At 62.3% G+C, this 12,462-nt stretch carries 16 protein-coding genes; 3 read left to right on the top strand and 13 right to left on the bottom strand.

All coding sequences use genetic code 11. The annotated features are described in order from the left end of the window. Window positions 1–186: 186 nt before the first annotated feature. Genes arsH through GGQ90_RS28060 form a run of 5 tightly spaced genes read right to left on the bottom strand, consistent with a single transcriptional unit; the run spans window position 187 to window position 3,185 of the window. A complete protein-coding gene (arsH, locus tag GGQ90_RS28080; protein ID WP_017502973.1) occupies window positions 187–927 on the bottom strand; it encodes an arsenical resistance protein ArsH in 741 nt (246 codons plus the stop codon). After that, window positions 924–1,358 (bottom strand): GNAT family N-acetyltransferase, encoded by a 435-nt coding sequence (locus tag GGQ90_RS28075; protein ID WP_017502972.1) that lies wholly within the window; start codon window positions 1,356–1,358, stop codon window positions 924–926. The genes arsH and GGQ90_RS28075 overlap by 4 nt, the downstream gene beginning before the upstream one ends. Beyond that, window positions 1,355–2,416, bottom strand: coding sequence for an ACR3 family arsenite efflux transporter (gene arsB, locus GGQ90_RS28070; protein ID WP_017502971.1), 1,062 nt, complete (start codon window positions 2,414–2,416; stop codon window positions 1,355–1,357). The genes GGQ90_RS28075 and arsB overlap by 4 nt, the downstream gene beginning before the upstream one ends. Beyond that, window positions 2,413–2,844 (bottom strand): arsenate reductase (glutaredoxin), encoded by a 432-nt coding sequence (gene arsC / locus GGQ90_RS28065; protein WP_017502970.1) that lies wholly within the window; start codon window positions 2,842–2,844, stop codon window positions 2,413–2,415. The genes arsB and arsC overlap by 4 nt, the downstream gene beginning before the upstream one ends. 8 nt (window positions 2,845–2,852) lie before the next feature. After that, on the bottom strand, window positions 2,853–3,185 hold the full coding sequence (locus GGQ90_RS28060) for an ArsR/SmtB family transcription factor (RefSeq protein WP_017502969.1): 333 nt from the start codon (window positions 3,183–3,185) through the stop codon (window positions 2,853–2,855). Window positions 3,186–3,365: 180 nt separating this feature from the next. On the opposite strand from GGQ90_RS28060, the gene GGQ90_RS28055 reads away from it, so the two are divergent. Beyond that, window positions 3,366–3,998, top strand: coding sequence for a tyrosine-type recombinase/integrase (locus GGQ90_RS28055; protein WP_017502967.1), 633 nt, complete (start codon window positions 3,366–3,368; stop codon window positions 3,996–3,998). A gap of 136 nt (window positions 3,999–4,134) precedes the next feature. Here the strand turns inward: GGQ90_RS28055 and cydB are convergent, their stop codons facing one another. From cydB to GGQ90_RS28015, 8 genes are read right to left on the bottom strand one after another with little or no spacing between them, the layout of a single operon-like run. Continuing rightward, entirely contained in the window at window positions 4,135–5,133 is a 999-nt protein-coding gene (gene cydB, locus GGQ90_RS28050) for a cytochrome d ubiquinol oxidase subunit II (protein ID WP_017502966.1), read from the bottom strand. Then, a complete protein-coding gene (locus tag GGQ90_RS28045) occupies window positions 5,130–6,524 on the bottom strand; it encodes a cytochrome ubiquinol oxidase subunit I (protein WP_036526783.1) in 1,395 nt (464 codons plus the stop codon). The genes cydB and GGQ90_RS28045 overlap by 4 nt, the downstream gene beginning before the upstream one ends. A gap of 12 nt (window positions 6,525–6,536) precedes the next feature. After that, entirely contained in the window at window positions 6,537–7,322 is a 786-nt protein-coding gene (locus GGQ90_RS28040; protein WP_017502964.1) for a sulfite exporter TauE/SafE family protein, read from the bottom strand. 3 nt (window positions 7,323–7,325) lie between these two features. Further along, entirely contained in the window at window positions 7,326–8,909 is a 1,584-nt protein-coding gene (locus GGQ90_RS28035) for a bifunctional protein tyrosine phosphatase family protein/NAD(P)/FAD-dependent oxidoreductase (RefSeq protein WP_017502963.1), read from the bottom strand. A 37-nt stretch (window positions 8,910–8,946) separates the two neighbouring features. After that, on the bottom strand, window positions 8,947–9,357 hold the full coding sequence (locus GGQ90_RS28030) for a DUF6691 family protein (RefSeq protein WP_017502962.1): 411 nt from the start codon (window positions 9,355–9,357) through the stop codon (window positions 8,947–8,949). After that, window positions 9,354–9,560, bottom strand: coding sequence for a YgaP family membrane protein (locus GGQ90_RS28025; protein ID WP_017502961.1), 207 nt, complete (start codon window positions 9,558–9,560; stop codon window positions 9,354–9,356). The genes GGQ90_RS28030 and GGQ90_RS28025 overlap by 4 nt, the downstream gene beginning before the upstream one ends. Window positions 9,561–9,576: 16 nt before the next feature. Beyond that, a complete protein-coding gene (locus GGQ90_RS28020) occupies window positions 9,577–10,026 on the bottom strand; it encodes a YeeE/YedE family protein (protein WP_017502960.1) in 450 nt (149 codons plus the stop codon). Next, the gene (locus GGQ90_RS28015) at window positions 10,023–10,940 is read right to left on the bottom strand and encodes an MBL fold metallo-hydrolase (protein ID WP_004210532.1); all 918 of its coding nucleotides are present in this window, start codon (window positions 10,938–10,940) and stop codon (window positions 10,023–10,025) included. Before GGQ90_RS28015 ends, GGQ90_RS28020 begins: the two co-directional genes overlap by 4 nt. Before the next feature lie 87 nt (window positions 10,941–11,027). On the opposite strand from GGQ90_RS28015, the gene GGQ90_RS28010 reads away from it, so the two are divergent. Beyond that, a complete protein-coding gene (locus GGQ90_RS28010; protein WP_036526784.1) occupies window positions 11,028–11,651 on the top strand; it encodes a peroxiredoxin in 624 nt (207 codons plus the stop codon). Then, complete coding sequence (locus GGQ90_RS28005; protein WP_026109768.1) at window positions 11,648–12,040, top strand: ArsR/SmtB family transcription factor; 393 nt, start codon at window positions 11,648–11,650, stop codon at window positions 12,038–12,040. Before GGQ90_RS28010 ends, GGQ90_RS28005 begins: the two co-directional genes overlap by 4 nt. Window positions 12,041–12,462: the final 422 nt, after the last annotated feature.

Genomic DNA, 12,462 nt, shown 5'->3' with positions numbered 1-12,462 from the left:
ACCGTCGGCGGGCGACGCCGCCCCGCCGAAAGCCTCACAAATACTACGCTACGTCACCCCAAGCGACCCTCCCGCGGAGCGGGTTCGTGCTTTGGGACATTTCTGCCGTTTGGATGGGTTAGCCCGGATGGCTGTTTTCAGAATAAGCGGCCATTCTAAGTCTAACTGGTGGGCAACCCGCGGCCATCAGCCGAGCGCGCGCGAGGCAAGATCGGCCGCAGCATCACGCTTCGCCTGTGCGGCCTTCCGTTCGGAATAGCGATCGACGAGTTGCCAAGCGTGAGCGCGGGTCAGGATCGTGAATCGGACCAGTTCCTCCATCACGTCCACGATCCGGTCATAATAGCTCGACGGGCGCATGCGGCCGCCTTCGTCGAACTCCTTGAACGCCATTGCCACGCTCGACTGGTTGGGGATGGTAATCATGCGCATCCAGCGGCCGAGAAGGCGCAGCGTGTTGACCGCGTTGAACGACTGCGAGCCGCCAGACACCTGCATGACCGCGAGGGTGCGACCTTGGGTCGGACGCATGCCGCCGAACTCCAGCGGCAGATGGTCGATCTGCGCCTTCATGATGCCGGTGATCTGGCCGTGTCGCTCGGGGCTGCACCAGACCATGCCTTCGGACCATAGCGCATGCTGCCGGAGTTCGTGGACGGCGGGATGATCGTCGCCCTTCACCTGATCGGGGAGCGGCAGGTCGCTCGGATCGAATATCCGCACCTCTGCGCCGAACAGGATCAGCAGTCGCGACGCTTCCTCGGCTACAAGGCGGCTGAACGAGCGTTCGCGCAGCGACCCATAGAGCAGCAGGATGCGCGGCGGTGGCTGATCGTCGCCCATGCCGGTGCCCGGCCGGGCGATCGCGATGCTGCGATCTAGCGCGGGCAGATGGTCGGGGTCGGTCAGGTCACGAAGGCGAGTCATCCAAGATCCTTGACGAGATAGGTCGCGCGCGGACCGCACAGCGACGTGAACTGCGCAGTCGCGGCGATGAACGCCGGCGCGGCATCGCGATCGGCATCGGCGTAGCCGAGCCTGCGGAAGAACTCCCCGGAGCCGCTGGTCAGAAGGTGTAGCCGATCGACCGCGCCATCGGCGACGCCTTCGAGGCGCTCGACCAGCATCCGGCCGTAGCCCTTGCCGCGCCGGGTCGGCAGCACTACCAGCGAGCGGAGCAGCCGGTCAGCGTCGTTGCCTTCCAGACCGATGAACCCGATCAGCCCTTCATCGTCGGACAGGCTGAAGAACATCTGGTCGAGACCGCCGAGATCGTCGGTCGGGAGCTGCGCGGCGCCGAGCGCGAGGCGCAGGACATCATCAGCGTGCCGAGCCTCCGAGAAATAGACCTGGGTCATGCCGTCGCTCTCGCCTCGTACCAGGGCCGCGTCCGCTTCACGATCGAGACGACCGACAGCATCACCGGCACCTCGACCAGCACGCCGACGACGGTCGCCAGCGCCGCTCCCGAGTTGAGCCCGAACAGGCTGATCGCGGCGGCGACGGCCAGCTCGAAAAAGTTGGAGGCGCCGATCAACGCAGCCGGGGCCGCGACGCGCCATGCCACACCGAGCCTACGGCTCAGCCAGTAGGCGAGCCCCGCGTTGAAATAGACCTGAATGAGGATCGGCACCGCGATCAGGGCAATGACCAGCGGATGGGCGATGATCGCCTCACCCTGAAACCCGAACAGCAGAACCAGCGTGGTCAGCAGCGCCAGCAGCGACACCGGCCCAAGCCGAGCCAGCAGCCGGTCCAATGCCTCCTGTCCGCCCGCTCCGATCACGACACTGCGGACGATCTGCGCGACGATGACTGGCACGACGATGTAGAGCATCACCGAGATCAACAGCGTGTCCCACGGCACCGTGATCGACGCGACGCCGAGGAGCAGGCCGACCAGCGGCGCGAAGGCAAAGACCATGATCACGTCGTTCAGCGCGACCTGGCTCAGCGTGTAAGTGGGCTCGCCCTCGCAGAGGTTGGACCAGACGAACACCATCGCCGTACAGGGTGCGGCGGCCAACAGGATCAAACCGGCGATATAGGAGCTGACCTCGCCCGCCGGCAGCAGGGGCCGAAACAGCCAGCCCAGAAACAGCGTGCCGAGCAGCGCCATCGAAAACGGCTTCACCGCCCAGTTGATGAACAGGGTGACGCCGACGCCCTTCCAGTGCTGGCGAACAGAGCCGAGCGCGCGGAGGTCGATCTTGAGCAGCATGGGGATGATCATCAGCCAGATGAGCACCGCGACGACGAGGTTGACCCGCGCCACCTCGGCTGCGGCGATCGCGCCGAACAGGCCCGGCAGCGCGTAGCCGAGCGCGATCCCGACCACGATGCACAGCGCAACCCAGACGCTGAGATAGCGCTCGAATGTGCTGATCCCCGGCTTGGCCGACGCGGCGGTGGTCATGCGCCGATCCTGTTGCCCGCGTCGTCGATGACCTTCTCGCCATCTTCCTTGGTGAAGGCGCCGCGCTGCCGGGCCGGCAGCAGGTCGAGCACCTCTTCCGACGGACGGCACAGCTTCACGCCGAGCGGCGAGACGACGATCGGGCGGTTGATGAGGATCGGATGCTCGATCATCGCGTCGATAAGCCGGTCGTCGCTGAGCGCCGGGTCGCCGAGGCCAAGCTCGGCATAGGGCGTGCCCTTCTCGCGCAACAGCGCGCGAGGCGTGATGCCCATGCGACTGATCAGCGAGACGAGGCGCGAGCGGTTCGGCGGCGTCTTCAGATACTCGATGACGTGCGGCTCGATGCCGGCGTTCTGGATCATCGCCAGCGTGTTGCGCGACGTCCCACACTCGGGGTTGTGATAGATGATGATATCGACGGTCATGGCAGCCTTCAGCAGCAGGGGTTAAGCTCGGCGATCAGCGGCTCGCAAAGCTCCGCCTTGCCGCCGCAGCAATCCTTCACAAGGAACAGGGTCAGCGCCTTCAACTGGTCGAGATCGGCGCGATAGTTGATGATGCGGCTGCGCCGCTCAGACCGGATCAGGCCGGCGCGCGCGAGGGTCGCGAGATGCACCGACATCGTGTTCTGCGGCACGTCGAGCGCCTTGGCGACCTCGCCGGCGGCCAGGCCCTCAGGCTCGTGGCGGACCAACAGGCGAAATGCGTCGAGGCGCGTGCCCTGCGCGAGCGCGCCAAGGGCCGTGATGGCTGAGTCGTTGTCCATATATCCACATTGCTGGATATATGGATTTAATCAAGGAGCATCTGACTTTACCAGAAGCCGGCCTTGGCCGCTCCGTCACGAAAGGCCGGGCCTGGTCAGCACGAGCCCCACAGCAAAATCCTGCACATCCTCGTCGGCAAGCGTTCTCCAGATGGCCAATGTGGCCATAGGAGAACGATCATGGAGACGCCTGAAACAGAACTCACTGCTACCAATCGCCCGGTTTGGAATGCCGGAAGGACCGTGGGTGCAAAGCGGGCTCTGAAACCGAAGCAGATTTGGGAAATCCGTTTCTACCTCAATCAGCACCGTCGGCTGCGAGATCGCGCGCTATTCGATCTGGCGATCGACAGCAAACTTCGCGGCTGCGACTTGGTGCAGATGAAGATCGGCGACCTTGTCAGCGGAGGGCAAATCCGAATGCGGGCGATCGTAATGCAGCAGAAAACGAGCCGGCCCGTTCAGTTCGAACTGCTGCCAGATGCTCGAGCGAGCTTGCTGGCATGGCTCGAACAAAGGGGCGGCACGCTGGACGATTATGTGTTTCCGAGCCGAGTTGATCATAATGGGCATCTCAGCACTCGCCAGTATGCTCGGCTCGTCGATGAATGGGTGACAGGGGTCGGCCTCATGCGGAGCGAGTATGGCACCCATTCGCTTCGGCGAACGAAGGCATCGATCATCTACAGGGCGACCGGCAATCTACGGGCAGTCCAGATCCTGCTCGGCCACAGCAAGATCGAGAATACGGTGCGCTATCTCGGGATCGACGTAGAGGACGCGCTGGCCCTCGCTGAAAATACCGAAATTTGAGTGTTGGCCCCTCACCTAAGGCGAGGGGCCATTTATCGTAGCCACCAGCGGAGCATTCCGCCCACAAGCGCCAACGCGGAAACGCTCGCAGCCCAGATGCCGACGAACCAACCGAGACGGCTCAGCAACAGGCGCATCAGTGATATCCTTCCGTGCCAACCTTGCCCCGGAAGACCCAATAGGACCAGGCCGTGTAGGCAAGGATCATCGGCACCATGATCGCGGCTCCCACCAGCATGAACAACTGGCTGCGGACGGGCGCCGCCGCTTCCCATATCGTCACGCGCGCCGGAACGACATCGGGCCAGATCGAGACGCCAAGCCCGACCAGGCACAGTCCGAAAAGCGAGAGCGCCCAGAAGAACGGCTGCACATCTCGCTTCACGCGGAGGCTGCGATAAAAGAGGAATGTCACGATAAGCGTGGCAAGCGGCACCTGCGCTGTCGCTACCACGCCCGGGAAGCTTAGCCAGCGCTGATAATATTGCGTTTCGAGCCGCAGCGTTGCGAGGCTAATCACGCCGATCATGATGAGCAGGCCGATTCCAAGCCGCCCGGCATAGGTCACCGTCTGCCGCTGCAATCCGCCTTCGGTCTTCCAGTTGAGCCAGCAGGCGCCGAGCAGGGCATAGCCGATCAGCAGGCCGACGCCGGTCAGCAGGCTGAAAGGCGACAGCCATTCCCACCAGCCTCCGGCATAACTGCGCCCCTCGACGGTGATGCCCTGTAGCAGGGCCCCGAGCGCAATGCCTTGCGCAAAGGTGGCGATAACCGACCCTGTCGTGAAGGCCGTGTCCCAGAAAGCACGGTGCGCCGGATCCCGCCAGCGGAACTCGAAGGCCACGCCGCGGAACACGAGTCCCAGCAGCATCGCGATCATCGGCGCGTAAAGCGCGGGAAGGATGATGGCATAGGCCAGCGGAAATGCGGCAAACAGGCCGCCTACGCCCATCACGAGCCAGGTTTCGTTGCCATCCCAGACGGGCGCGATGCTGTTCATCGCGGTGTCGCGGTCCTGCCCAACCTTGAAGAACGGAAACAGGATGCCGATGCCAAGATCGAAGCCGTCCATCACGACATAAGCTATGATCGCAAAGCCGATGATGCAGGCCCAGATGACAGTGAGGTCGATCATGCCGAAGCTCCCTCGATGATGGCCGGCGCCGGGGTGATCCCCGCGCTGCGGATGGGCGCATCGCCCAGCGGGGTTTCATGCGCCTCGGGCGGCTTCTTCATCAGGTGAAGCAGGTACCAGATACCCATGCCGAACACGGTGAAATAGACGATAACGAATGCCAGCAGCGACGAGGCCACCGCCGGGGCATCGAGCGGCGAAGCGCTCTGCGTGGTCCTGAGCAACCCATAGATCGTAAAGGGTTGCCGCCCGACTTCCGTCACTATCCAGCCGGCCAGCACGGCAATCAGTCCCGACGGCCCCATAAGCACGGCGAAGCGATGCAGCAGCGACCAGTCGTAGAGCGCTTTGCGCCAGCGGGCGATCAGGCTCAGGAGTCCGATCCCGAGCATTGCGAATCCGATGCCAACCATCACGCGGAACGCCCAGAAGACGATACCGACGGGCGGACGATCAGCTTGGGGCACGGTGTCGAGACCTTTCAATGGCGCGTCGAGTTGGTGCTTCAAGATCAGCGATGACGCCTTGGGTATCTCGACGACGTAATCGACCCGCTGCTCCGCGCTGTTGGGAATTCCAAACAAGATCAAAGGCGCACCTTCTGGATGGCTCTGAAAATGGCCTTCCATCGCCATCACCTTCACTGGCTGATGTTCAAGCGTGTTGAGCCCATGCATGTCGCCCGCGAAAATCTGGATGGGCGCGACGATCGCAGCCATCCACATGGCCATGGAAAACATCTTGCGCGCGCCGGGATTGCTGCGGTCCTTGAGAAGATGCCAGGCACCCACCGCGCCGACGATGAAGGCTGTCGTCAGATAGGCAGCAAGGACGGTATGAAAGAGCCGATAGGGGAAGCTGGGATTGAAGATGATCGTCAGCCAGCTTGGCCCCGGCAGGAACTGGCCGTTGGCGCCGATCTCATACCCCACCGGCGTCTGCATCCAGCTGTTGACCGACAGGATCCAGAATGCGGAGATGAACGTCCCCAACGCTACTGCAAGTGTCGCGACGAAGTGCAGCTTGCGCCCAACCTTGTTGATCCCGAACAGCATGACCCCGAGGAATCCGGCTTCTAGGAAGAAGGCGGTCAGCACCTCATAGGCCATCAGCGGTCCGATGACAGGTCCTGCCTTGTCCGAGAACACCGACCAGTTGGTGCCGAACTGGTAGGACATGACGATGCCCGAGACGACGCCCATCGCGAACACGACGGCGAAGATCTTCAGCCAGTAGCGAAACAGGTTCGCATAGACGCCCTTGCCGGTCTTCAGCCACAGAGCTTCGAGCACGGCCAGATAGCTTGCCAGCCCGATGGAAAAGGCCGGGAAGAGGAAGTGAAAGCTCACCGTGAAGGCGAATTGCGCCCTTGCGAGAATGATGGCGTCCATGAATATCCCTGTTCAGCTGGCGAGTTCGGACCAGCTCTTGAATAGCATGTAGATGGCAACGACGAGCACGAAAACGGCGAAGAGGCTGTTCAACCGGCCCTTTTCGGCGGCCAGCACCTGCGATGCACGCGTGCCGATCACGCTTCCGACAATGCCGCCGACAATAAACACGCCAGCCAGGCCCCAAAGGACATAGCCCGAAAGCGCATAGTTAAGCGCCGTCGTCAGGCCGAAGGCCGCGACCGCGACAAGCGAGGTGCCGATCGCGCGCAGGATGGGCATGTGGGTCGAAGCGATCAGGCCTGGCACGATCAGGAAACCGCCGCCGATCCCGAAGAAGCCGGAAAAGGCACCGGTGCCGAGACCATAGCCGACGACCTTGCCGACATTCTCCCGATTGCACTGCGCGCCCTCGACGCCCTGGTCGCCGCGACCGCGAAACATCAGCACCGCCACAACAATCATCAGGATCGCGAACAGGAAGAGCAGCTTGTGCCCGTCGATGCTCTTGCCGAGCGTCGAGCCGCCAAGCGCGCCGACGACGCCGGCGGCAGCATAAATGCCCCCGCATCGCCAGTTGACGGTGCGGGCATGGGCGTGGTTCCAGAGGCCGGCGAGCGCATTGGCCGCGACTGCCAGTGCGCTGGTGCCGATCGCCTCATGCGGATTGCGTATCCCCACAAGATAGAGCAGCAGTGGCACGGCGAGGATCGACCCGCCGCCCCCGACGAGCCCGAGGACAAAGCCCACAAGTGCGCCCGACAGGCCGCCGAGGGCATATTGTAGCGGCTCAAGCATGGTTCAGTGCGCCGCCTTGATCGCGTGCGGCGCGACCATCCATTCCCGGCCCTTGAGCATGCCATGCCAGTAAATTGGCGGCAGGATGGTATCCTTGAGGAGCCAGGACAGGCGTGAAGGCCGTGTTCCGTCGATCAGCCAGTTGGGAAAGCTGGGCAGCAACTTGCCGCCATAGCCAAACTCGGCGAGGACGATCTTGCCCGCCTCGACCGTCAGCGGGCAGGACCCGTAACCGTCATAGTCGGCGGCCGGCGGCTTGCCCTCAAGCGCGGCAAGAACATTGACCGCGACGACCGGGGCCTGTTTGCGCGCTGCGGCCATGGTTTTGGCGTTCGAGGCGGAGCAGGCGTCCCCCAATGCGAAGACATTGGGATAGCGCACATGTTGAAGCGTCGCCTCGTTGACCTCTATGAAGCCGGAGGCCGCCGCGAGCGGGCTGGTGCGCACGAAATCGGGCGCGACCTGGGGCGGCACGACGTGAATCATGTCGAAGCGCTCTTCGACGCGCCGCGTGCCTTCGCCATCCTTACGTTCGAATGTCGCCACCTTTGCAGCGCCGTCGATCGCGACGAGCTTCGATTCAAAGTTCAGGTGCGCGCCGTAGCGCTCGACATATTCCATAAGTGCCGGGACATAGGCGGCAACGCCGAACAGCACCGCCCCGGCTGTGTGGAACTGGACGTCGATGTCGTTCAGGACGCCCGCCTTTTCCCAGCGATGACAGGACAGATACATCGCCTTCTGCGGCGCGCCAGCGCACTTGATGGGCATCACAGGCTGGGTGAACAGCGCCCGTCCGCCCTTGAATTCTTTCACTAGTCGGTTGGTGTAGGGCGCGAGATCATAGCCATAGTTCGAGGTCACGCCGTTCTTGCCGATTGCATCGGCGAGGCCGGGTATCGCATCCCAGTCCAGTTTAATGCCGGGACAGGCAACGAGAATGCGGTAGCGGACTTCGCTGCCGTCACTGAGGATCACCTTGTTTTCATCCGGAGCAAAGCCTGAGGCGGCGGCCCGGATCCAGGCCACTCGGTTGGGCATGACCTGCGCTTCGGTGCGGCGCGTGAAATCCTTGTGGAAGACACCCGCGCCAACCATCGTCCAGCCAGGCTGATAGTAATGCTCCTCGGAAGGCTCGATCACCGCTATATCCAGCTTGGGATTGCGCTTGAGGAGGCTGGACGCCGTTGCAATCCCGGCCGCGCCACCGCCGACAATCACAACATCGTGAACTCGGGCGCCAGGTGCCGAAGGATTTTGCGATGAGACCAATTCATACAATTTCGTCGATCGTGCGCCGGAGCGACAAAAGGCCAGAATCGGCTTAGGTAGGCGCGCAAGCGCATCCGCCATGGCCGCGACATTCGCATCAGTGATCGCCCCGGAGATTGCGGGGACATAGGCAAAGCGCAGGCCCTGTCGTTCGGCAGCTTCACCTATTTGCGCGGCGGCGATCTGGCCCGGTTCCTCACCGTCGGGTCGATTGCAGATGATCGCCTTATAGCCTTGCGCGATGATCGCGGGGATGTCGGCAAGTGCGATCTGCGGGGAGACGGCGAAATCTTGGTTGAGCGGTTTGATGTTCATGACTTCTCCTCGCTCCCGCTCCGAGGCGGGCCTCTTTTCATTTTGTGGTGATGCGGTGCACAATCATGCCGGCGAGCATGGCGACCACGAAAATCCCTGCCTCGAATGGCGCGATGGCAAGGTCGGCGAGTGCGGGGCCGGGACATAGGCCCGCGATCCCCCAACCGACTCCGAACAGCGACGCCCCACCAAGCAACCTGGCATCTAGTAGGCTTGTGCCAGGCAAGTCGAAGGCGTCGCAGGCGATCGGCTTGGGCATCCGCTTCTGGATCAGCCAGGCGATCGCCATAGGCATCATCGCACCCGCCATTACGAAGGCAAGCGTGGGGTCCCACGCCCCGAACAGATCGAGGAAAGCGCGCACCCGCGCCGGGTCAGCCATGCCGGACACGGTGAGCCCCGCTCCGAACAGGAGGCCGGCAAGCAACGAGATGGCGGGGACCTTCATTTGGCTCTGCCGCAGGTCGAAAGACCGAGCGGGCGGTACAGCGGACAGACGCCGACCGCGCTCGTGAGAAGGAAGACGACCGCAAGGATCGCCAAGCCGACACCGAGACCCCCGCTGATCGTCCCGGTCGACCAGAGATAGCCGATCACCAAGGCTACGATCGTGCGCAGCACCCGGTCGAATGTTCCCATATTCCTCTTCATCCCCAGCCTCCCCCAATTATCCGTTGATGAAACCGAAAGTGCGCATCAGTCCGACCGTGGCGAAGCCACTTGTCATGAAGGTCAAGGTGGCAACCATGGATCGGCGGGAGAGTCGGGAGAGACCGCAGACCCCGTGACCGCTCGTGCAACCTGAACCGAGCCGGGTCCCGAAACCGACAAGCAGTCCGGCCATGACCAGTTGCGGGATTGAAGCTGTAAAGCGCTGCTCGACGCCGCTGGAAGCCAGCGTGACGAGCAGCGCTCCCACGGGCAGCCCGATAACAAAGGCGAGCGCGACGGCGCGCGGCGCGCCCCTATCGGCAATGGCCGACGCTCGGGCGAGCATGCCGCTGACGCCAGCAATGCGACCAAGACCGAGGAGCATGATCGCGGCGGCAAGACCGATCAGCAGGCCGCCTGCCAGCCCCGCAACGGGCATGGCATTAGGGAAGCCGGGCAGCATCATACCGCGTTGACCGGGATCTTGAGATAAATGACGCCATTGTCCTCGGCCGGCGGCAAGTGCCCCGCGCGCATGTTCACTTGGACAGAAGGCAGGATCAGGCGCGGCATCGCGAGCGTCTTGTCGCGTGCTTCGCGCATCGCGACGAATTCGTCTTCACTTACCCCTTCATGGATATGGACGTTGGCCTTGCGCTCGGCCTCTACGGTCGTTTCCCAGACATAGTCCTTGCGCCCCTCCGGCAGATAATCGTGGCACATGAAGAGCCGCGTCTCCGGCGGCAGTGACAAAAGCCGCATCGCAGATTGATAGAGGGTGCGGGCATCGCCACCGGGAAAATCGGCGCGCGCCGTGCCGTAGTCGGGCATGAACATGGTATCGCCGACAAAGACGGCGTCACCGATCACGTAAGCAATGCAAGCTGGCGTGTGCCCCGGCACATGCAACACCGTGACATCGAGATTGCCGATGCGGAAACGGTCGCCATCTTTCCAAAGGCGATCAAAGTCCGAGCCGTCGCGCTCGAAGTCGGTACCGGCATTGAACAGCTTGCCGAATGTCTCCTGCACGATGACGATGTGCTCGCCGATGGCGATCTTTCCGCCGATCTTCTGCTGCAGATAGGGCGCGGCCGAGAGGTGATCGGCGTGGGCGTGGGTCTCCAGATGCCAGTCGACGGATAACCCCTTTTCCTTGACGTAGGCGAGCACCGCCTCGGCTGCGGAGAAAGATGTGCGCCCCGAAGCCGGATCATAATCCAGAACGCTGTCGACGATCGCGGCGCGAAGGCTCTCTGGATCGTGCACGACGTAGGTCACCGTGAAGGTCGGCTCGTCGAAGAACGCCTTGATCTGGGGAATGCCAACCTGAGCGGCAGAGATTTGCGAAGAGGCTGCTGCAAGCGCGGAGTCGGTCACGGAAAACCTCATAAATTCATATTTACATATATCGTGTAATCGAATAATTCTCTTGCGTCAAGGGGCGGGAATGTCGAAGGAAGCGCTATGGAAATCGCACAAGGAACGGAGAGCCGGTCACCGCGCATTGGAGAGATCGCGCCGGATTTCCGCGCCCGCTCGACGGGAGGCGAGATCCAGCTTTCCAAGCTGCGCGGACGCTGGGTCCTCTTTTTTTCCCATCCGGCAGACTTCACGCCCGTCTGCAGCACGGAATTTGCCGAACTCGCCCGGCGTCAGTCGGAATTTGACGCCCTCGAGACGTCACTGTTGGGGCTATCCGTCGATAGCCTTTACTCGCATTTGGCGTGGGTCCGGGCGATCCGTGTGACGCTGGACGCCGATGTCCGCTTTCCCATAATTGAAGATCCGAGCATGGCGATCGGGCGTGCCTATGGCATGATCGATGAGCAATCGGCCGACAGCATGGCGATGCGCTCGACTTTCTTCATCGACCCTGAAGGCGTCATTAGAGCGATTACCTGCTATCCCCATAATGTCGGGCGTTCGGTTGATGAGATGCTGCGGATGCTCAAGGCGTTGAAGGCTGTGAGCAATGCCCAAACCCTGGCTCCTGAAGGATGGCGCGAAGGGAAACCGTTGCTCAGTCCCCCTTCCAACATTGCTGAAGATCGCGAGGACTGGTTCTGCCGCTTCGTGGACGCGCCATGACGGCCGCGTTTTACGAGGACCGCGATGCTGCGACCGCCGCATCAGACAAGCTCAAGGTCTTTGCGCAACCTCAGCGCCTCATGATCCTCTCCTGTCTGTTGCGCGGTGAGCGCAATGTGTCGGAAATCGGTGAAGCAACCCAGATCGCTCAACCAGCACTAAGCCAGCAGCTCGGCGAATTGCGCCGGGCCAATCTCGTTCAAACGCGCAAGGAGGCCAAGTTGGTCTGGTATACGCTTGCCGACGAGGGCGTCGCATTATGTGTCCGAACGATGGAAGCGATTTTTGGGGGGCTGGGTCAAGTCGACGATCTGCGCACGCCTTCACATCCGACAAAGCGTCCGCCATCTCCTGAGGGTGTTGCCGGCTTCGCTCAAATTATCGATTAGAATTACATTGTGCCGATCGACATATGATTGGGCCAGTGTGTTCGGGGCGACGACTGACCGTCAGATCCAACCACCGCGATCGACCGCTTTCAGCAGAATAGGACGTCTATCGGCGCGAATGGAATGTCTGGCTTTGTGAAGGGTTTCGGGCGCTTGCGTACGAAAGCCTCCAGTGCAGGAACCCGCGGGCCCCACGCGCTGGTCTATGGGTAAAGCGGCTTTGGGGTGGTTCGGACGGGTAAGCGAGGCTGATCCGGAAGTGTCGGTTCTGGCCGGATCAACGTGACTTTGTGCGGCGTCAGAGTGCGGACGGTGGTGGTTTTGCTGGTCGGTGTGCCCTGCGCTGGGCTCGCTTCCGGAATGGGCATGCACTGGGTCATCGGCCAGGACGCCATGGGCGTGACCGTCGTGCAGCCTGAGCC

Origin of the sequence: Sphingobium scionense, assembly GCF_014197035.1 — a bacterium.
Classification (GTDB): domain Bacteria; phylum Pseudomonadota; class Alphaproteobacteria; order Sphingomonadales; family Sphingomonadaceae; genus Sphingobium; species Sphingobium scionense.
The sequence above is the reverse complement of the archived record's forward strand: the minus strand, read 5'-3'. Positions and strand labels throughout refer to the sequence as shown.